This is a genomic window from Rhodococcus sp. 14C212 (genome assembly GCF_011058195.1).
In the GTDB taxonomy this organism is placed as follows: Bacteria; Actinomycetota; Actinomycetes; order Mycobacteriales; family Mycobacteriaceae; genus Rhodococcus; species Rhodococcus aetherivorans.
Window position 1 is genome coordinate 95,186 of the sequence record NZ_JAALEH010000010.1, and the last position, 18,568, is coordinate 113,753.

Annotated in this window: 19 protein-coding genes; 9 read left to right on the plus strand and 10 right to left on the minus strand. The window is 71.5% G+C overall.

The annotated features are described in order from the left end of the window. Positions 1 to 197: 197 nt before the first annotated feature. Both G6038_RS07565 and pth read left to right on the plus strand, forming a co-directional pair. Positions 198 to 803 (plus strand): 50S ribosomal protein L25/general stress protein Ctc, encoded by a 606-nt coding sequence (locus G6038_RS07565; protein WP_165037084.1) that lies wholly within the window; start codon positions 198 to 200, stop codon positions 801 to 803. 101 nt (positions 804 to 904) lie between these two features. Beyond that, complete coding sequence (gene pth, locus G6038_RS07570) at positions 905 to 1,477, plus strand: aminoacyl-tRNA hydrolase (protein ID WP_165037085.1); 573 nt, start codon at positions 905 to 907, stop codon at positions 1,475 to 1,477. 9 nt (positions 1,478 to 1,486) lie between these two features. On the opposite strand, the gene G6038_RS07575 is transcribed toward pth, so the two are convergent. After that, positions 1,487 to 3,121, minus strand: a complete 1,635-nt coding sequence (locus G6038_RS07575) for a fatty acyl-AMP ligase (RefSeq protein ID WP_165037086.1) — start codon at positions 3,119 to 3,121, stop codon at positions 1,487 to 1,489. Between the two features lie 202 nt (positions 3,122 to 3,323). Here G6038_RS07575 and G6038_RS07580 point away from each other — a divergent pair, with 202 nt between their 5' ends. Together G6038_RS07580 and G6038_RS07585 are read left to right on the plus strand one after the other, a co-directional pair. Further along, positions 3,324 to 4,991, plus strand: a complete 1,668-nt coding sequence (locus G6038_RS07580) for a peptide chain release factor 3 (RefSeq protein ID WP_165037087.1) — start codon at positions 3,324 to 3,326, stop codon at positions 4,989 to 4,991. 85 nt (positions 4,992 to 5,076) lie between these two features. Further along, on the plus strand, positions 5,077 to 5,610 hold the full coding sequence (locus tag G6038_RS07585; protein ID WP_165037088.1) for a hypothetical protein: 534 nt from the start codon (positions 5,077 to 5,079) through the stop codon (positions 5,608 to 5,610). Positions 5,611 to 5,704: 94 nt separating this feature from the next. Here the strand turns inward: G6038_RS07585 and G6038_RS07590 are convergent, their stop codons facing one another. The 4 genes from G6038_RS07590 to G6038_RS07605 all read right to left on the minus strand — a co-directional run bounded on the left by G6038_RS07590 (position 5,705) and on the right by G6038_RS07605 (position 8,509). Continuing rightward, positions 5,705 to 6,742, minus strand: coding sequence for an enoyl-CoA hydratase/isomerase family protein (locus G6038_RS07590; RefSeq protein ID WP_165037089.1), 1,038 nt, complete (start codon positions 6,740 to 6,742; stop codon positions 5,705 to 5,707). 83 nt (positions 6,743 to 6,825) lie between these two features. Continuing rightward, positions 6,826 to 7,272 (minus strand): VOC family protein, encoded by a 447-nt coding sequence (locus G6038_RS07595; protein WP_165037090.1) that lies wholly within the window; start codon positions 7,270 to 7,272, stop codon positions 6,826 to 6,828. Between the two features lie 26 nt (positions 7,273 to 7,298). After that, a complete protein-coding gene (locus G6038_RS07600; RefSeq protein ID WP_165037091.1) occupies positions 7,299 to 7,778 on the minus strand; it encodes a nuclear transport factor 2 family protein in 480 nt (159 codons plus the stop codon). A 101-nt stretch (positions 7,779 to 7,879) separates the two neighbouring features. Next, a complete protein-coding gene (locus G6038_RS07605) occupies positions 7,880 to 8,509 on the minus strand; it encodes a TetR/AcrR family transcriptional regulator (protein WP_165037092.1) in 630 nt (209 codons plus the stop codon). Positions 8,510 to 8,609: 100 nt separating this feature from the next. Between G6038_RS07605 and G6038_RS07610 the strand changes: the two genes are divergently transcribed. From G6038_RS07610 to G6038_RS07620, 3 genes are read left to right on the plus strand one after another with little or no spacing between them, the layout of a single operon-like run. Then, positions 8,610 to 10,124 carry an acetyl-CoA acetyltransferase gene (locus G6038_RS07610; RefSeq protein ID WP_165037093.1) on the plus strand — a complete coding sequence of 505 codons (1,515 nt, stop codon included), beginning with the start codon at positions 8,610 to 8,612 and terminating at the stop codon, positions 10,122 to 10,124. Next, a complete protein-coding gene (locus G6038_RS07615) occupies positions 10,121 to 10,915 on the plus strand; it encodes an enoyl-CoA hydratase-related protein (protein ID WP_165037094.1) in 795 nt (264 codons plus the stop codon). The genes G6038_RS07610 and G6038_RS07615 overlap by 4 nt, the downstream gene beginning before the upstream one ends. After that, positions 10,912 to 12,069 (plus strand): acyl-CoA dehydrogenase family protein, encoded by a 1,158-nt coding sequence (locus G6038_RS07620; protein WP_165037095.1) that lies wholly within the window; start codon positions 10,912 to 10,914, stop codon positions 12,067 to 12,069. The genes G6038_RS07615 and G6038_RS07620 overlap by 4 nt, the downstream gene beginning before the upstream one ends. A gap of 27 nt (positions 12,070 to 12,096) precedes the next feature. Here G6038_RS07620 and G6038_RS07625 read toward each other — a convergent pair whose 3' ends face one another. Beyond that, on the minus strand, positions 12,097 to 12,657 hold the full coding sequence (locus G6038_RS07625) for a PadR family transcriptional regulator (RefSeq protein WP_165037096.1): 561 nt from the start codon (positions 12,655 to 12,657) through the stop codon (positions 12,097 to 12,099). Between the two features lie 52 nt (positions 12,658 to 12,709). Between G6038_RS07625 and G6038_RS07630 the strand changes: the two genes are divergently transcribed. Beyond that, entirely contained in the window at positions 12,710 to 13,891 is a 1,182-nt protein-coding gene (locus G6038_RS07630; protein WP_165037097.1) for an NAD(P)/FAD-dependent oxidoreductase, read from the plus strand. A 7-nt stretch (positions 13,892 to 13,898) separates the two neighbouring features. On the opposite strand, the gene G6038_RS07635 is transcribed toward G6038_RS07630, so the two are convergent. Beyond that, a complete protein-coding gene (locus G6038_RS07635) occupies positions 13,899 to 15,698 on the minus strand; it encodes an ABC-F family ATP-binding cassette domain-containing protein (protein WP_165037098.1) in 1,800 nt (599 codons plus the stop codon). Positions 15,699 to 15,721: 23 nt separating this feature from the next. Then, the gene (locus G6038_RS07640; protein ID WP_165037099.1) at positions 15,722 to 16,648 is read right to left on the minus strand and encodes a 4-(cytidine 5'-diphospho)-2-C-methyl-D-erythritol kinase; all 927 of its coding nucleotides are present in this window, start codon (positions 16,646 to 16,648) and stop codon (positions 15,722 to 15,724) included. A gap of 75 nt (positions 16,649 to 16,723) precedes the next feature. Between G6038_RS07640 and G6038_RS07645 the strand changes: the two genes are divergently transcribed. Then, positions 16,724 to 17,713 carry a YafY family protein gene (locus G6038_RS07645; RefSeq protein ID WP_165037100.1) on the plus strand — a complete coding sequence of 330 codons (990 nt, stop codon included), beginning with the start codon at positions 16,724 to 16,726 and terminating at the stop codon, positions 17,711 to 17,713. Positions 17,714 to 17,794: 81 nt separating this feature from the next. Here G6038_RS07645 and G6038_RS07650 read toward each other — a convergent pair whose 3' ends face one another. Beyond that, entirely contained in the window at positions 17,795 to 18,001 is a 207-nt protein-coding gene (locus tag G6038_RS07650) for a cold-shock protein (RefSeq protein ID WP_003937833.1), read from the minus strand. A 441-nt stretch (positions 18,002 to 18,442) separates the two neighbouring features. Then, positions 18,443 to 18,568: cold shock domain-containing protein (locus G6038_RS07655; protein ID WP_165037101.1), on the minus strand; the 126-nt coding region annotated here is incomplete at its 5' end.

An 18,568-nucleotide genomic window follows, 5' to 3' on the forward strand; every position in this document is an offset into this window, starting at 1 on the left:
CGGCGTTCGACTGGCTCGGGCGGATCCGGTAGAGTCGTTCGAGTTGTCTCGGCGAGGGTGAACCGCGAAATCGCTGGCTCACCGTGATCGACGCGGCTGCGGCTCCGCTCGAGCGTGTTTACGCTCCTGGCCGCGCGCGTCGCCCCTCGCCGGGAAGACCGCCCCAGTTCGAGCCATATGCGTAGGAGCCTTTCAGCATGTCCGACGAAAACCGTCTCGTAGCCGCCGTCCGTACCGAGTTCGGCAAGGGTGCCGCCCGCCGCGCCCGCCGCGACGGTCAGGTCCCCGCCGTCCTGTACGGCCACGGCACGGACCCCAAGCACCTCGCCCTCCCGGCCCGCGAGTTGGCGGCCGTGCTGCGCGCCCACGGCACCAACGCCCTGCTGACCCTCGAGGTCGACGGCGCCGAGGAGCTGGCGCTGACCAAGTCGATCGTCGTGCACCCGATCCGCAACTACATCGAGCACGCCGATCTGCTCGTCGTGAAGAAGGGCGAGAAGGTCACCGTCGAGGTCCCGCTCGTGGTCACCGGTGAGGCCGCCTCCGGCACCCTGGTCGTCAACGAGGTCAGCACCGTCCAGCTCGAGGCCGACGCCCTGAACCTGCCCGAGCAGGTCGAGGTGTCCATCGAGGGTGTCGAGGCCGGTACCCAGATCCTCGCGAACGACGTGCAGCTGCCCGCCGGTGCGACCCTGCAGGGCGACCCGGAACTGCTGCTGGTGAACGTGGTCGCCGCACCGACCGCCGCCGCGATGGAGGGCGAGACCGCGGAGGGTGAGGCTGCCGAGGCCGAGGAGGCCTGAGCCCCCACCGGCTCCGCGTGACGTGACGAGCGGCGCGTCATCCCACGGGATGACGCGCCGCCGTCGTAGCAACACCCGCCGCAACGGAAGGACACCGCCAAGTGAGCGACGGCACCGCCCTCGTCGTCGGGCTGGGCAATCCCGGCTCGCAGTACGAGAAGACCCGCCACAACGTCGGCTGCATGGTGGCCGACACGCTCGCCGCCCGCGTCGGCGGGAAGTTCAGCGCGCACAAGCGCAGCAACGCCGACATCGTGCAGGCCCGCCTCGACGGCCGGCAGGTGGTCCTCGCCAAGCCCCGCACCTACATGAACCTCTCGGGCGGCCCGGTCGCGGGACTCGCGCGGTTCTTCTCCGTCGAGCCCGCCGACGTCGTCGTCCTCCACGACGAGCTGGACCTGGACTTCGGCACGATCCGGCTCAAGCTCGGCGGCGGCGAGAACGGCCACAACGGGCTGCGGTCGATCTCGAGTGCCCTCGGCACCAAGCACTATCTGCGCACCCGCATCGGGATCGGCCGCCCGCCGGGCCGCATGGACCCGGCCGACTACGTGCTCAAGCCGTTCTCCGCGACCGAACGCAAGGAACTCGACCTGATCCGGGAGCAGGCCGCGGACGCGGTGGAGCTGTTGCTGCGGGTCGGCCTGGAAGAGGCGCAGAACAGGCTGCACTGAGCGCGGGCGTCAGCCGCCCAGCAGGTGGACGGAGCTGCCGCGGCGCAGCTTGCCCGACGACGTCTTCGGGATGCTGCCCGGCCCGAGCACCGCGACGGTGCGCGGCCGCACCCCTACCTCCGCGACGACGGCGTGCACGACGTCGTGTTCGATGCGGCGTACCTCCTCCGGATCGTCGATCCGGTTGGTCTCGACGGCGACCGCGAACGACTCGCGTTTGTCGCCGGCGTCGAGGCGGATCGCGACGGCGTTGCCGGGGCGCACGCCGTCGACACTGCACGCGGCCCGTTCGATGTCGGTGGGATAGACGTTGCGCCCGCCCATGATGATGACGTCCTTGACGCGTCCGCACACCACGACCAGGCCGTCCTCGGTGAAGTAGCCGACGTCGCCGGTGTCGAACCAGCCCTGCGAGTCCTGCGCGGGCACCGGACCGTCGACGGTGAGGTAGCCGTGGGTGACCGCCCTGCCGCGCAACTGGATGATGCCGACGCCGCGGGGCGGCAGCACCTCCCCGTCCTGGCCGACGACCCGGCCCTCGAGGCCGGGCACGAGGTGGCCGAGGGTGGGCAGGCGACGGGCGTTGGACCGGCTCGACGGCACCGCCATCCCGCCGGCCTCGAGCAGGTCGGGGTCGACGAGATCGAGGATCTGCCCGCGTCCGGGATCCGGCACCGAGACCGCGAGGGTGGTCTCGGCCATGCCGTAGACCGGTGCGAGCGCGGCGGGGTCGAGGCCGAACCGGGCACCGGCGGCGGCGAGGGCCTCCATGGTGTCCGGGTCGACCGGCTCGGCACCGTTCCACATCCACCGCACCGACGACAGGTCGACCGCACCGTCGGGCGCCTGCGCAAGTTTGCGCGCCAGCAGTGAGTACGCGAAGTTCGGTGCGGCCGTTACGGTTCCGCGGTACTTGCTCATCAGCTCGGCCCACAGCAGCGGGGACCGCAGGAAGTCGAGCGGGGTCACGGAGACGACCTCGGCACCGACCTGCATGGGCACGCTGAGGAACCCGACCATCCCCATGTCGTGGAACAGCGGCAGCCAGCTGACCATCACGTCGTCGTCGAGGGAGAACTTGATCCGCTCGATCATCGCGTACGCGTTGACGTAGAAGTTCTCGTGCGTGATCTGCACGGCCTTCGGGGATCCCGTGGACCCGGAGGTCAGCTGCTGCAGCGCGATGTCCTGTTCGTCGGTGGGCAGCGGGTCGACGGGCGCGCCGGTGTCCATCTCGGCGATCGTGACGACGGGGATCCCCCGCTCGGCGAGCAGCGGCGCGGCGATCTCGAAGGGGTCGCCGAGCACCACGGTGCGGGCGCCGATCATGCCGATGACGACCTCGGTGTCGCGGGCCCACAGTGCCAGGTCGGTGCGCGGGGTGGGCTGGTGCAGCATCGTCACCGAGGCACCGCGCATCCACGCCGCCTGGCAGGCGGGTGCGATGTCCACCGGATTCCCGGCGAGGATGCCGACGGCGTCACCGTGGCCGATGCCGGCCGCGGCGAGGGCACCGGCCATGCGCCGGGCCTGCTCGTGGATCCGACCCCACGTCTGCCGCAGCGGGGCGTCCGGCTCGCCGGTGACCAGAGCATGCGGCGAGCGAGCCGCGGTCTCGTACATCTCGTCGGTGAATCTGCTCACGAAACCACTCCTTACGCCGGATACGACCACGCCCAGGGTGCCCCCGATCCGCGCCGAGGGGGAGTCTCTTCGGCGAATGTGACCGAATCTGACGGAAATCGACATTCAATCGCCGAGTAACATGGACGAGTTGTCTGCGATGTGCGAGCCGCCCGCGCGCGCATCCACGAGCCGCACATCCGCTTCGAGAGGTTCCCCCGCGTTGACTACCCCGCCCGTCTCCACCGGCAACGACGCCGGCAATACCGCCGTGTCGTCGAAGGAAGTGCTCGCGGAAGCGGGTCGCCGCCGCACCTTCGCAGTGATCTCCCACCCGGACGCCGGCAAGTCCACGCTGACCGAGGCGCTGGCCCTGCATGCGAAGGTCATCGCGGAGGCCGGTGCGGTGCACGGCAAGGCCGGGCGCAAGTCCACCGTGTCCGACTGGATGGAGATGGAGAAGGCCCGCGGCATCTCCGTCAGCTCCACGGCGCTGCAGTTCAACTACCGCTCCGAGGAGTCCGGCGACGACGTCGTCAATGTGATCAACCTCGTCGACACCCCGGGCCACTCCGACTTCTCCGAGGACACCTACCGGGTGCTCACCGCCGTGGACGCGGCGGTGATGCTCATCGACGCCGCCAAGGGCCTCGAGCCGCAGACGCTCAAGCTGTTCCAGGTGTGCCGCCACCGGGGCATCCCCGTCATCACTGTGATCAACAAGTGGGACCGGCCCGGCCGGACCCCGCTGGAACTGCTCGACGAGATCGACGAGCGCATCGGCCTGACCCCCACCCCCCTGTTCTGGCCCGTCGGCATCGCCGGCGACTTCCGCGGCCTGCTGCGCCGCGGCGAGGACGGCGCACCCGTCGAGTACGTCAAGTTCACCCGCACCGCCGGCGGCGCGAAGATCGCCCCCGAGGACCGGCTCTCCCCCGGCGAGGCCGAGGACCGTGAGGGCGAGGCGTGGGTCGAGGCGGCCGAGGAGTCGGAACTGCTGTCGGCCAGCGGGCAGGACCACGACCAGGAGCTGTTCCTGGCCGGGCAGACGTCGCCGGTGATCTTCGCGTCGGCGATGCTCAACTTCGGCGTCCGGCAGATCCTCGACACCCTCGTCGCGCTGGCGCCGCCACCGCGCGCCCGGCTCGACGTGAACGGCAACTCCCGCAACGTGGACGACCCGTTCAGCGCCGTGGTGTTCAAGGTGCAGGCGGGCATGGACACCGCGCACCGCGACCGCCTGGCGTTCATGCGGGTGGTGTCCGGGGTGTTCGAGCGCGGCATGGTCGTCACGCACGCGCAGACGGGCAAGCCGTTCGCCACCAAGTACGCGCTGACGGTGTTCGGCCGGGAACGGTCCACGGTGGAGAACGCCTACCCCGGCGACGTGGTCGGCCTGGTCAACGCCACGGCCCTCGCCCCCGGGCACACCCTGTACGTGGACAGGAAGGTGGAGTTCCCGCCGATCCCGTCGTTCGCGCCCGAGCACTTCTCGATCCTGCGCGCCGAGAGCGCCTCGAAGTACAAGCAGTTCCGCAAGGCCGTCGATCAACTCGACTCCGAGGGCGTGGTGCAGATCCTGCGCAACGACATCCGCGGCGACGCGTCCCCGGTGATGGCGGCCGTCGGTCCCATGCAGTTCGAGGTGGTGGCGGCCCGGATGAAGGCCGAGTACAACGTCGAGCCGCGGATGGAACCGCTCGGCTACGCACTGGCCCGCCGTACCGACGCGGCCTCGGTGGACGAGCTGAACCGGCAGCGCGGCGTCGAGGTCTTCACCCGCTCCGACGGGGTGCTGCTGGCACTGGTGAGCGACAAGTGGCGGCTGCAGTACATCCGGAAGGAACTGCCCGAGCTCACCCTCGAGCCGCTGGTGGCCGCCGCCGATTAGGGACGCCCGTGGTGCATGGGGCTGGTGTTACTGGTAGTTTGCTGTGCCGTCGAGCCGACCGAGCTCGCGGATCTCAGGAGCGTTCATGGACGACGACTCGGCCGCACCGACCGACGGCACGCCGCTGCGCGACCGTTCCGACCCGCCGGACGAGTCGCCGGGTCCCAAGCGGGCGGGTACCTTCGTCTATCCCCTGCCGGGCACCCTGACCGGTAACGGCTCGTCCGCCCCGCACTCGGTGGGAAGCCACGCGGCGGACCACGACGTCGCCGACGAGGCCGGTGGCAACGGCAGCGATCCGCTCTCGCTGCCGAGCTTCGACGAGATCGTCGCCGGCACGAACGGCGTCGCCGCGGACAGCACGCCGACCGCCGCGTCGCGCCGCAACTCGATGGGAGTGGCATCCGTGCGGATCGCGGCGCGACTGGCGCACACCGAGCTCGCCGCCCGCGCGCAGCGTCCCCCCGCCTCCGACCCGACGATCGGCACCGACGAACTGCTCACCCTGCTCGGCGAGTACCTCGTCGCGGGCGGGTTCGAGAACCCGGAGATCCGCGCCGTGCTGGGCGGCCAGGAGATCGTCGTCGACCTCCTCGCGCCGCAGCGCACCGCCCGCTGAGGCCCGCATCCGCGCACCCGCCGGTCAGACGCGAACGAAACAACCTGTGCGGCTGACGATTTCGTGCGCGGATGCATCGTCTCGCCGAGCGCGCCTACTCCCGGAACAGCCCCGCGACGACGGCAGGGTCCACCTCGCCGATCCCCCGCGGCGACCACGACGGGTTGCGGTCCTTGTCGACCAGCACCGCGCGCACCCCCTCGGCGAAGTCCGGCTCGGCGGTGATCCGCACCGCGACCTCGAGTTCCCGTGCGAAGCACTCGCCCAGGGTGCTCTCGGCGCCGCGACGCAGCAGCTCCGCGGTGGCCCAGAGGCTCGTCGGGGACGCCGCGCCCAGCGCCGCGCGGGTGGTGACGGCCCACTGCTCGTCGAGGTCGTGGTCGCCGGAGAGTCGTTCGACGGCGTCGGCGACGGTGCCGTCGCCGAACACCGCGTCGATGTCGGCGTACCGGTCGGCGATCGCCGATGCCGGGGCCGCCTCGGCGAACTCGTCGAGCGCGAGCTGCCAGTGTCCCTCGCGGATCCGGTCGGCGAGGGCTTCGACCCGGTGACTGGGAACGAAGTGGGTGGCCAGGCCGACGGCGATGGCGTCGCCCGCGTCGGCGCGGGCGCCGGTCAACGCCAGATACAGTCCGACCGCGTCGCAGCGGGCGGTGGTGCCGCGCAGCCGCGGCAGGAAGTGGCTGGCGCCGACGTCGGGGATGAAGCCGATCGCCGTCTCCGGCATCGCCAGCATCGCCTTCTCCGTCACGACGCGCACCGCGCCGTGTACCGAGATGCCCAGCCCGCCGCCCATCGTGACGCCGTCGAGGAGCGCGAGGTACGGCTTGGGGTAGGTGGCGACCAGTTCGTCGAGCCGGTACTCGTTCGCGAAGTAGTCCCGCACCGCGGCGGTGTCGCCGGTCACGGCGGCGTCCCGCACCGGCTTGATGTCGCCGCCCGCGCAGAACGCCCGGTCGGATGCACTGGTGACCAGCACCGCGGTGATCTCGGGGTCGTCGCGCCATGCCAGCAGGGCCTCGTACATGTCGCGGATCATCGACGAGTCGAGGGCGTTGAGCGCCACCGGCCGGTCGAGCACCACCTCGCCGATGCCGTTGGCGACGCGGGTGCGGATGAAGGTGTCGGTCACGGGGCGGAGCCTACCGGGCCGCTCCCCCGACGGCCGATCGTGTGAGCCCGGCGGCGCGCGTGTCGAACTCGGCGCACCGCGGCCTACCGTCCGGTACCGGCGGTGCCGTCCTGCCGGCGACCGGTCGGGGGGCCGATGAGCAGCCAGCGGTGCCCGAACGGATCGAGCAGCGTGGCGTTGCGGTGACCGTGGCTCTCGGCGATCCAGCGCTCGACGGTGCCGCCGGCGTCGTGGGCCTTGGCGAGAACGGCGTCGGTGTCGGCGACCGGCAGCATCAGACTCACCGACGTCGCGCCGGCCTCGGGCGCGGACAGGCCCATCTCGGGGAACTCCTCCGCGAGGTAGACCATTCCGGTCGGAAAGACCAGCTCGGCGTGCCCGATCCGGCCGTCCTCCAGCACCACGGGGTCCGCCGCCAGTGTCGCACCGAACACCTGCCGGTACCAGTCGATGGCGCTGCGGGCGCGCGCCACGATGAGGTACGGGAGCGCACCCGCCCGGGGGAAGACTTCGGTGTCGGTCGCGGTCATCGGGCGGGGTCCCTCCTCTCGGGTGTTCAGGACGCGCGGGGCGGCTGCTGCAGCAGCGACCACCGGTTCGACGTGAGCCGGAAGCTGGGCATGTCGGCGACGGATGTGACCGTCTCCCAGTTTCTTTCGTATCCGGTATGGGAGATGCGCCAGTGCCCGTCCGGGCAGCGCACATAGCGGTCGTGGTAGTAGGCGGACCCGCGCATCACCAGCCCGTCCTCGGGCACCACCACCGTGTCGGCCAGGAACCAGATGCCCGTGGCCGTGTCGCCCTCGACGTCGATCTCGGGATGGCCACAGTGATGTTCGGTGATGACGTGGGATCCGAGGGTGTTCTCGAGGAAGTTCAGGAACGCGTCGCGCGACTCGAAACTCAGGTGCTCGCCGTAGACGGCGGTGGCCTCGGGAACCATGGTGTCGGCCAGTTCGATCCACGACTTCGTGTCGAGCGCCCGCGCGTAGCGGTACTTCAGCCGCTCGATCTCACCTATCGCCTGCAGATCCATTCTCGCGCCTCCCACCACAGGTAAGACCTGTCAGCCAGGCTAGCCGGGATCCCCCTCGGAGGGTATCGATTTCGGCGGCTCGCCGGGCAATTCGATTGCAGTTAGGTCACGGCACCTGGATCGTGTTCCCGTTCCGCGACCAGCGCCCGGATCGCGGCCTCGACGAGCGTGCGGGCATAGGCGTCGTCGTCCGCCGCCGATCCCGGGTCGGCGAGGGAGAACAGCACGTGACTGAGTGCCGCGCCGGTGACCATCTCGAGCAACAGGGTCACCGAGACCGCGGGGGGCAGTTCGCCGCGCTCGACCGCCCGCAGCACGATGGTGCGGGCCGCGACGAGGCGGCTCCGGTTGAGCGTGGTGGTCAGGTTGGCCAGCAGGTCCGGGTGCACACGGGCGTCGAGCGCGACGCGCAGGCTCACCAGTCCGGGCGTGGTGCGGTAGCCGCGCAGCAGCTGGGTGACGAGCTCGACCAGGTCCGAGCGCAACGACCCGGTGTCGATCGGCACCGGCAGCGGGCTGCGCGCCTCGAGGGCCTGCACGAGCAACTCGTCCTTGGTGGCCCAGCGCCGGTACAGCGCCGCGCGGCCCACCCGGGCGCGCCTGCCGACCGCGTCGATGGTGAAGCCGCGCCAGCTGGTCTCGGAGTAGACCTCGATCACCGCGTCGTAGACGCGGTCCTCGAGGTCGGCGTCGCGGGGTCGGCCCCGGCGACGGACGGTCGGCTCGGTCACGGTCTGCAGTGTGCCAGACGCCTCACCCTATTTACAGACTGAATCGGTCCGTATTAGTGTGCGGGTGACCGATCCCAGGACCACTCCCCCGAGGACCGCCATGACCGACCCTGCCCGGGTACCCGTCGTCGTCGGCGTCGGCGACCTGCGCTCCGGACGCGCCGGCGCCCCCGCCGACCCCCGCGAACCGCTCGACCTGATCCACGGGGCCGCCGTGGCCGCCCTCGCCGACTCCGGCATCGACGGACTCGCCCGGCGCATCGACTCCGTGTACGCCGTCAAGACCGTGAGCTGGGCGTACGACGATCTGCCCGCCCTCCTCGCCGCGCGCCTCGGCGCCGTCGCGGTCCGCACCCACACCAGTCCCATCGGCGGGCACTGGCCGGCAGCCCTGCTCGACCGGATCGCCCAGGAGATCGCCACCGGCGCCGCGGGCGTCGCGCTCCTCGTCGGCGGCGAATCCCAGGCCTCGGTCACCGCCGCGACGAAGACCGGCACCGATCCGGCCACGCTCGGCTGGACCACCGACCCCGGCGGGCCGCCGGCGTTCGACCCCGACGACCTCGGCAGCCCCGCCATGCAGCGCGCCGGGATGATCGCACCCACGCGCGTCTACCCGCTGTTCGAGAACCGGCTCAGCCACGAACTCGGTCACTCCCGCGACGAGTCGCTGGCCTGGTCCGCGCAGCTGTACGCCGCGTTCTCCGAGATCGCCGGCCGCAACCCCGCCGCCTGGAACCCGGACCTGCGCACCGCCGAGGACATCACCACCGTCGGCCCGCGCAACCGGATGGTCACCGCTCCGTACCCGCTGCTGCTCAACGCGATGCCGTTCGTCGACCAGGCGGCCGCCGTCGTCGTCACCTCCCTCGCGACCGCCCGCGAGCTCGGCGTCGCCGAGGACCGGATGGTGTACGTGTGGGGCGGTGCGGGCGCAACCGAACCGGCCGACATCCTCGCCCGCGCCGATTTCGGCCGGTCCGCGGCGCTCGCCGACGCCCTCGCCCGCACGCTCGAACGCACCGATCTCCGGCCGGCCGACCTCGACCTCGTGGACGCCTACAGCTGCTTCCCCGTGGTACCGAAGTTGCTCGTCGAGCACCTCGGACTGCCCCGCGAGACCGTCCCGAGCGTCACCGGCGGCCACTCGTTCTTCGGCGGGCCGCTCAACAGCTACACGCTGCACTCGCTCGTCGCCGTCACGCGCCGGCTGCGGACCGACGGCGAGATCGCGCTCGTCCACGGCAACGGCGGCTACCTGACCTACCAGCACACCGTCGTGCTCGCCGCCGCCCCGCACACCCGCGGGTACGTCGGTGACCCCGAACCGCACGTGCTGACCGCCACCGCACCCGAGCTCGCCGCCGACTACACCGGCGAGGTCGAGATCCACACGGCCACCGCGGAGTACGGGCGCGACGGCCATCCGGCCATCGGGTTCCTGGTGGGCACCACCCCGGACGGCCGTCGTGTCGCCGGCTACACCGATGCCGCCGGCGCGGCGGTGCTCGCCGGCGGCCCCGACCTCGCCGGCCGCACCGTCCACGTCGTGGACCGAGGTGGCGCCCTCACCGTCACCGTGACCGACCCCGTCACCGAGGAGACCGCCCGATGACCCAGCCCGTCGTCCTGGTCGAGCAGCGCGGCCACACGCTGCTCGTCACCATCAACCGGCCCGAGGCCGCCAACAGCATCAACGCCGACGTGCACACCGGCCTCGGCGAGGCGTGGGAACGCGCCGGCAAGGATCCGGACGTGCGCGTCGTCGTCCTCACCGGCGCCGGGGACAGCGTGTTCTGCGGCGGCGCCGATCTGAAGGCGCTCGGCACCGCCGGCCCGGGTGGGGTGACCCCGCCCGAGACCGCGCACTGGGGCTTCGCCGGCGTCGTCAAGCACCACATCACCAAGCCGGTCGTCGCGGCGGTCAACGGCACCGCCCTCGGCGGCGGTACCGAGCTCGCCCTCGCGAGCGATCTCGTCGTCGCCGCCGACACCGCCGAGTTCGGGCTGCCCGAGGTCCACCGCGGCCTCATCGCGGGCGCCGGCGGCGTGTTCCGGATCGTCGAGGCCGTCCCGCGGGCCGTCGCGCTGGAACTCGTGCTCACCGGCAAGCCGATGGCCGCGGCCGATGCGCTGCGCTGGGGTCTGGTCAACCGCGTCGTTCCACGGGCCGACGTCCTCACCACCGCGCTCGAGCTCGCCGACCTCGTCGCCGCCGGCGCACCCCTGGCCGTGCAGACGAGCAAGACGATCGCGCGCGGGATCGTCGACGGCATCGTCCCGTCCGAGGAACGGGCCTGGGCCGCGACCGACGCCGCCCTGGCCCGACTGACCACCAGCGCCGACACCCTCGAGGGCGTCTTGGCCTTCTTGGAGAAGCGCACACCCGTCTGGAGCGGACGATGACCACGACGCTGAACAGGGAAACCTGGGACACCCCCGAGCGGGCCGCGCTGCGCCGGCTCGCCGCGGACTTCACCCGCAAGGAGATCCTCCCGCACCTCGACACCTGGGAGCGCGAGGGCGCCGTCCCGCGCGAACTGCACCACAAGGCGGCCGACGCCGGGCTGCTCGGCGCCTCGGTCGCCGAGGAGCACGGCGGTTCCGGCGGCAACCCGCTCGACATGCTCGCGATCCTCGAGGAGATCATCCTCGCGGGCGGCTCGTCGGGCCTGATCTCCGCGTTGTTCAGCCACGGCATCGCCACCCCGCACATCGTCGCGTCCGGGAACCGGGATCTGATCGAGCGGTTCGCCCGGCCCGCCCTCGAAGGCCGGACGATCGGCGCGCTGGGTATCACCGAGCCGGGCGGGGGTTCCGACGTCGCGGGCATCCGGACCACCGCCCGTCGAGACGGCGACGAGTACGTGATCAACGGCGCCAAGCTGTACATCACCTCCGGCACGCGCGCCGATTTCGTCACCACCGCCGTCCGCACGGGCGAGACAGGAGCCGGGGGCCTCTCGCTGATCGTCGTGCCCACCGGCACACCGGGATTCACGGTCTCGCGCAAGCTCGACAAGATGGGCTGGCTGTGCTCGGACACCGCCGAGCTGTTCTACGACGACGTGCGGGTGCCGGTCGCGAACCTGATCGGCGAGGAGAACAGCGGGTTCGCACAGATCGCGCAGCAGTTCCAGGGCGAGCGGCTCTCGCTCGCGTTCCAGGCCGTCGCCACCGCACAGCGCTGCTACGACCTGGCGGTGGAGTGGGTCCGTTCACGCGAGACGTTCGGCAGGCCCCTGTCGAGGCGTCAGGTGGTGCGCCACCGGCTCGCGGAGATGGCGACCGAGATCGCTGCGGCACACACCTTCTGCCGCTCCGTCGCCGAACGCTGGGTGAACGGCGAACCGATGCTGCTCGAGACGTCGATGGCGAAGAACTTCGCCGTCCGGGCGTGCGACCACGCGGTGATGGAGTCGGTGCAGTTGTTCGGCGGCCTCGGCTGCATGCGCGAGAGCGAGGTCGAACGCCACTTCCGCGATGCCCGCGTTCTCGGCATCGGCGGCGGCACCACCGAGATCATGAACGAGATCATCGGCAAGCTGCTGGGGTTGTAGGCGGCTCGCGGCGGGTCGCCCGCGCTCTCACCAGCGCAGACGGCCCGCAGCGATGTCGTCGGCGAGCGCACGCACGTAGCCGAGTTCCGCTGCCAGCACGGCCCGCCGGTACTCGTCCTCGACGACGAACAACCGCGGCAGGAACGCGGCCGCGTCTGCCAGGCCGGCGGCCAGCGCCTCCAGGCTCCGCTCGAGCGCCGCGACGCGCGCCCGCAACGCTGCGGCCGCCTCGTCGGGGGTGAGACTGGGCAGAAACGCCAGAGCGGCCGGGAACTCCGGGAATTCGCGTGCCGGTTCGGCGAGCATCGTCGTCAGCCATTGCCGCAGGATCACGCGCCCCGGCTCGGTGAGCCGGTAGGTGGTGCGCTCGGGGCGGTTCTCGGCCCGCTCGGTGGTCTGCACTTCGATCAGGCCGTCGCGCAGCAGCCTGTCCAGTGTCTGATAGACGCTGTTGCGCTGCGCGACGTTGACGACGTCGTCCTTGTGCCGCTCCTTGATCAGCTGCTGGATCCGGTAGGCGTGCATGGGTTCCTCGGAGAGCATCGACAACAACGCCATGGCGAGGACCGATCTGCGCGGTGTGGCCATCGGTGGAGCATATCCACCTGCCCGGCATAGTCATTTTATGTATAGTGTGAGTATGACTAACACCGTAGCGATCATCGGAGCGGGCATCGCCGGACCGGTCACGGCGATGGCGCTACAGCAGGCGGGACTCCACCCCGTCGTCTACGAAGGGCACGACCGGATGGCGGACGGTGTGGGCGCGTTCCTCACCGTCGCCACCAACGGCCTCGAGGCGCTGCACCTGCTCGACCTCGACCTTGCCGGCTTCGGCATGGAGACCCGCCGGATGCACATCTGCAGTGGCACCGGGAAACTGCTGGCCGAGTTCGACAACGGCGGCGTGACCTCGTTCGGCGCGACAAGCCGCACCCTCCGGCGCGCCGACCTCTATCGAGCGCTCCGCGACGAGGCTCTGCGTCGTGGCGTGCGAATCGAATACGGCAAACACCTGGCCGGCGCCCGCCCCCGCGGCGACGGTGTGCGGGCCGACTTCACCGACGGCACGTCGGCCGAAGCGCACCTGCTGATCGGGGCGGACGGGCTGCACTCCCGCACGCGCACCATCCTCGACCCTCACGCTCCCGAGCCCCGCTACCTCGGCCTCCTCAACACCGGCGGGTTCGCGAAGGGCCTGCGGCTCGACGTGGAGCCGGGCACGGCGCACTTCGTCTTCGGCGCGCGGTGCTTCTTCGGGTACCTCGCCCACCCCGACGGTGACGTGTGGTGGTTCGCCAACCCGGGCCGGCGCACCGAACCGGCCCCCGGGGAACTCGCTGCGCTCACCCCGGATCGGTGGCGCGACGAACTGCGCACCCTCTTCGCCGACGACGCCGGTCCCGCGCTGCGGATCATCGATGCCACCGAGGAGATCGTCCGCGGATGGAGCACCTACGACCTGCCCACCGTCCCCACCTGGCGCACCGACCGGATGGTGCTCGTCGGCGACGCGGCGCACGCCGCCTCGCCGTCGTCGGGACAGGGTGCATCCATGGCCGTCGAGGACGCCCTCGTGCTCGCCCGGTGCCTGCGCGACATCCCCGGCACCGCCGACGCGCTCTCGGCCTACGAGCGCCTGCGCCGCGGCCGGGTCGAGCGAATCGTGGAGCAGGGCAGGCGCAACGGCAGCTACAAGTCCGTGGGCCCGGTCCGCCGGATGCTGCGCGACGCGGCCCTGCCGGTGATCCTGCGCGCGGCGTCCCGTCGAGACAACCAGCGCTGGATCTACGACTATCGCGTCCCGGAGACCGTCCGGTAACCGGTCCCTATTCCAGTTCTCCCGCCAGCTCCATCCACTGCTCCTCGGCGGCTTCCTTCTCCGCGACCACGCCGCGCAGCTCGGCGTCGAGCTTCTGCAGGCGATCGGGGTCGGTGGCCGCGTCGGCGAGGTCGTGGTGCAACTTCGCCTCGCGCTCGGTCAGCTTCGCCACGCTCCGCTCGAGCCGTGCCAGTTCCTTGCGGGCGGCACGCTCGGCCGCGCCGTCGCGCTTCGGTTGTGCCGCAACCTGATCCGAAGTCGGTGCCTTCGCCACGGTGGAGGCCGACGACGGGATGTCCCCGTCGCCCAGCACCGCGCGACGGCGCAGGTACTCGTCGATCCCGCCCGGGATGTTGGTGAGCCTGCCGTCGCCGAACAGCGCCCACGTCGAGTCGCAGATCCGCTCGATCAGGTACCGGTCGTGGGAGATGACCACCATGGTGCCCGCCCAGCCGTCCAACAGGTCCTCGAGCTGCTGCAGGGTGTCGATGTCCAGGTCGTTGGTGGGCTCGTCGAGCAGGAGCACGTTCGGCTCGGCCATGAGCACCCGGGTCAGCTGCAGCCGCCGACGCTCGCCGCCGGAGAGGTCGCCCACGGGGGTGCGCTGCCGCGCCGGGGTGAAGCCGAGTCGTTCGGCGAGCTGGCCGGCGGAGATCTCCTTGTCCCCCAGGGTGATCCGTTCAGCCACGTCCTTGACCGCGTCGAGCACCCGCAGATCGGTGGGCAGGTCGTCGAGTTCCTGTCGCAGCCAACCGATCTCGACGGTCTTGCCCTGGATGCGACGACCGGCCGCCGGTTCGAGTTCGCCGGCGAGGGTGCGCAGCAGCGTCGTCTTCCCGGATCCGTTGACCCCGACCAGGCCGATCCGCTCACCCGGGCCGAGCCGCCACGTGAGGTCGTGCACCAGTTCCCGGCCGTCGGGGGTGGTCAGCGTCGCGTCCTCGAGCTCGATGACCACCCGGCCGAGGCGGCGTTTGGCGAACGACGCCAGCGCCACCGTGTCCCGCGGCGGCGGCACGTTCGCGATCAGCGACTCCGCCGCCTCGATGCGGTAGCGCGGCTTCGAGGTGCGCGCCGGAGCCCCGCGCCGCAGCCACGCCAGCTCCTTGCGCGCGAGGTTGCGGCGCCGTTCCTCCATCGCATCGGCCTGCCGGGCCCGCTCGGCGCGGGCGAAGATCCAGTCGTTGTAGCCGCCCTCGTAGCTCTCCACCTGCCCGTTCACGACCTCCCACGTGCGGGTCGCGACGGTGTCGAGGAACCACCGGTCGTGGGTGACGACGACGAGGGCGCTGCGCCGGGCGAGCAGGTGCTCGGCGAGCCACTGCACGCCCTCGACGTCGAGGTGGTTGGTGGGCTCGTCCAGCACGAGCAGGTCGAGGTCCTGCACGAGCGCGGCCGCGAGCGCGACGCGCCGTCGCTCGCCGCCGGAGAGACCGTCGACGAGCGCGTCGAGGCCGAGGCGGTCGACGCCGATGCCCGCGAGGACGGAGCGGATCCGGGCGTCGCCGGCCCACTCGTGCTCGGCGACACCCAGCGGCCCGAGCACGACCTGTCCGACCGTGGACCCGGGCGGCAGAACACCGCGCTGGGTGACGACCGCCATGCGCAGCCCGCCCACCCGGCTGACCCGGCCCGAGTCGGGCTCCTCGAGGCCGGTGAGGACCTCGAGCAGGGTGGTCTTGCCGCCGCCGTTGAGGCCGACGACGCCGATGCGTTCACCTTCCTGCACGCCGAGGGACACCGAGTCCAGCAGCGGCTTGATGCCGAAGGACTTCGAGACCTGTTCGAGGTTGATCAGATTCGCCACGCGGAGCAATGCCTTCCGAGAGATCAGTGGTGGGAGTTGTCGACGACGCGCGCGCCCGGGACCGGCCCGGAGGCCACGCGCACCGTCCGGCACACGCCGGCCCCGGCCAGCTCGGCGCTCACCGTCACCGCCGCGGCGGCGTCGGCACACAGGAACGCGCAGGTGGGTCCGGACCCGGAGACGATGCCCGCCAGGGCCCCGGCCTCCACGCCCGCGCGCAGGGTGCGCCGCAGCGCGGGCTCGAGCGACAGGGCCGCGGCCTGCAGGTCGTTGCCCAGCAGCGGCGCCAGCGCGTGGGGATCGCCGGCGGCGAGCGCCTGCAGCAGGCTGTCGGGTTCGCCGACCCGGGGCGGGGAACCCTCGGCACGGAGCCGGTCCAGCTCGCGGAACACCACCGGGGTGGACAGGCCGCCCTTGGCGAGGGCCAGCACCCAGTGGAACGTGCCGCGGGAGAGCACGGGCACCAGGCGCTCGCCGCGCCCGGTGCCGATGGCGGTGCCGCCGTGCAGGCAGAACGGGACGTCGCTGCCCAGTTCGGCGGCGAGCTCGTCGAGGTCGTCGCGGGTGAGGCCGAGCCCCCACAGTGCGTCGAGGGCGACGAGCGTGGCGGCGGCATCGGTGCTGCCGCCGGCCATGCCACCCGCCACGGGAATGCCCTTCTCGATCGTGATGGCGACCTCGGGTGCGCGTCCGGCGCGCTCGGCGAGCAGGGCCGCCGCCCGCCACGCGAGGTTGCCGGCGTCGGTGGGGACGGCCGCGGCGTCGGCGCCGCGTACCCGCAGGCTCAGCGTGTCGGCGCGGGCGACGGACACCTCGTCGCTCAGCGACAGCGCGTGGAAGACCGTGCGCAACTCGTGGTATCCGTCGTCGCGCAGGTCACCGACGGCGAGGTGCAGATTCACCTTGGACGGTGCCCGCACGGTGACGGGGCTCGGAACGACGGACAGCACGGATATACAGCTTACGCACCCGCGCGGGACCGATTGCGGACGACGGCTGTCCTCGTTCGCTGGCATGCTCGGGCCATGCGCGAAACGTCCGCTCGCCTGCTGCGCCTGCTGTCGCTGCTCCAGACCCGGCGGGACTGGTCCGGCACCGAACTCGCCGACCGCCTGCAGATCACCACCCGTACGGTGCGCCGCGACGTCGACAGGCTTCGCGACCTCGGCTACCCGGTGGACGCGACCGTCGGAGTCGGCGGCGGGTACCGCCTCGGTGCGGGTGCGGAGATGCCGCCGCTGCTGCTCGACGACGAGGAGGTCGTCGCGGTGGCGGTCGCGCTGCAGTCCGGCGCGACCGGCTCGGTGACAGGCATCGGGGAGGCCTCGGGCCGCGCCCTGGCCAAGCTGCGGCAGGTGATGCCGTCGCGGTTGCGGCACCGGCTCGAGGCGCTGCGGGTGGACGTCGTCGAGCAGGCTCCGGCCGCGTCCGCGATCGACGCGGGCCTGCTGTCCGCCGTCGCCGCGGTGTGCCACGCACACGAGCGGCTGCGCTTCGACTACCGCACGCACGACGGTGGATTCTCGCGGCGGGAGGTGGAGCCGTACCGACTGGTGCGCTCCGGGGCACGGTGGTATCTGGTGGCGTGGGATCTGCACCGGCAGGACTGGCGGTCGTTCCGCGTCGACCGGATGGAACCGAAGATCCCCACCGGTCCGCGGTTCACCACCCGCGGGCTGCCGCCCGGCGGGGCCGCGGAGTTCGTGGCCCGGGGCATCGCGCGCGGGTCGGTCCGGGCCCGGGCCCGGGTGCTGCTGCACGCGCCGTTCGAGTCGATCGCGCCCATGGTCGACGAGCAGTGGGGCACCCTCGAACCGGTCGACGACGACCATTGCGCGGTGGCGCTCGGCGGGTCGTCGCTCGGATCGATCGCGGGCTGGCTCGCGGCGTTCGACGTCGACTTCACCGTGCTGGATCCGCCGGAGCTACGGGACGCGTGCCTGGGGGCGGGACGGCGCCACGAGCTGCTGGCCCGCCGATACGAACGCGCCGGCTCCGTCGCTGTGAGCGACTGAGCCGGCGCGTGCGGTGACCGAATGTCACACGTATTCGATCGAACCGAACTCGTGTGACATCCGGCCGGTGAGGCGGGTGTGTCAGCCGATGACGGTGACGCCGGTGGCCTGCGGGCCCTTCTGGCCCTGGCCGACCTCGAAGCTCACGCGCTGGTTCTCCTCGAGGGTGCGGAAGCCGCCGCCCTGGATCTCGGAGAAGTGCACGAAGACGTCCGCGGAGCCGTCGGCGGGGGCAATGAAGCCGAAGCCCTTCTCGCCGTTGAACCACTTCACGGTACCTTCAACCATGTTCATTCCTAAGAAGATTCGGGAAGCGCCAGGCTTCCCCACTCGTCGAGCGACACATCGCCGCTCGGGTCTGTCACTCGACGGTAGAAAACGATTCCGTGTGGGCTATCGCATCCGCTCGCGACCAGAAATGCGCGAGGGGTGAACCACGAACACTACCTAACGACCGAGTGCAAGTAGATCACATCGGCGCCCGCACCGCCAGCGATATCGCCGGAACGGGCACGAAACAGCGTTGTGCCGAAGCATTTTCGCAGGACACGACGGCCGGCCCCGGACGCGACGACGTCGCCCACGGACGCGAAGAGGGGCCGGTCCCTGCGGACCGGCCCCTCTTCACTGCTCGGATGCGCCTCTCTCGGCGGCACTTCCACGACGACCTCACGAGACCGTCGGAGAAGGCACTTGCCCGGGGAACGCGCAGCGAGCGTTCGACCTACGTCAGCCGATGACGGTGACGCCGGTGGCCTGCGGGCCCTTCTGGCCCTGGCCGACCTCGAAGCTCACGCGCTGGTTCTCCTCGAGGGTGCGGAAGCCGCCGCCCTGGATCTCGGAGAAGTGCACGAA

Bases quoted from the DNA above. Each gene is read 5' to 3' on its own strand.
- G6038_RS07595 (WP_165037090.1), bottom strand. From the start codon at position 7,272: ATGACCGCGACCGACACCGAAGTCTTCCCCCGGGCGGGTGCGCTCCCG.
- G6038_RS07645 (WP_165037100.1), top strand. From the start codon at position 16,724: ATGCGCGAAACGTCCGCTCGCCTGCTGCGCCTGCTGTCGCTGCTCCAG.
- G6038_RS07585 (WP_165037088.1), top strand. From the start codon at position 5,077: ATGGACGACGACTCGGCCGCACCGACCGACGGCACGCCGCTGCGCGAC.
- G6038_RS07610 (WP_165037093.1), top strand. From the start codon at position 8,610: ATGACCGACCCTGCCCGGGTACCCGTCGTCGTCGGCGTCGGCGACCTG.
- G6038_RS07625 (WP_165037096.1), bottom strand. From the start codon at position 12,657: ATGGCCACACCGCGCAGATCGGTCCTCGCCATGGCGTTGTTGTCGATG.
- G6038_RS07615 (WP_165037094.1), top strand. From the start codon at position 10,121: ATGACCCAGCCCGTCGTCCTGGTCGAGCAGCGCGGCCACACGCTGCTC.
- G6038_RS07650 (WP_003937833.1), bottom strand. From the start codon at position 18,001: ATGGTTGAAGGTACCGTGAAGTGGTTCAACGGCGAGAAGGGCTTCGGC.
- G6038_RS07600 (WP_165037091.1), bottom strand. From the start codon at position 7,778: ATGGATCTGCAGGCGATAGGTGAGATCGAGCGGCTGAAGTACCGCTAC.
- G6038_RS07620 (WP_165037095.1), top strand. From the start codon at position 10,912: ATGACCACGACGCTGAACAGGGAAACCTGGGACACCCCCGAGCGGGCC.
- G6038_RS07630 (WP_165037097.1), top strand. From the start codon at position 12,710: ATGACTAACACCGTAGCGATCATCGGAGCGGGCATCGCCGGACCGGTC.
- G6038_RS07565 (WP_165037084.1), top strand. From the start codon at position 198: ATGTCCGACGAAAACCGTCTCGTAGCCGCCGTCCGTACCGAGTTCGGC.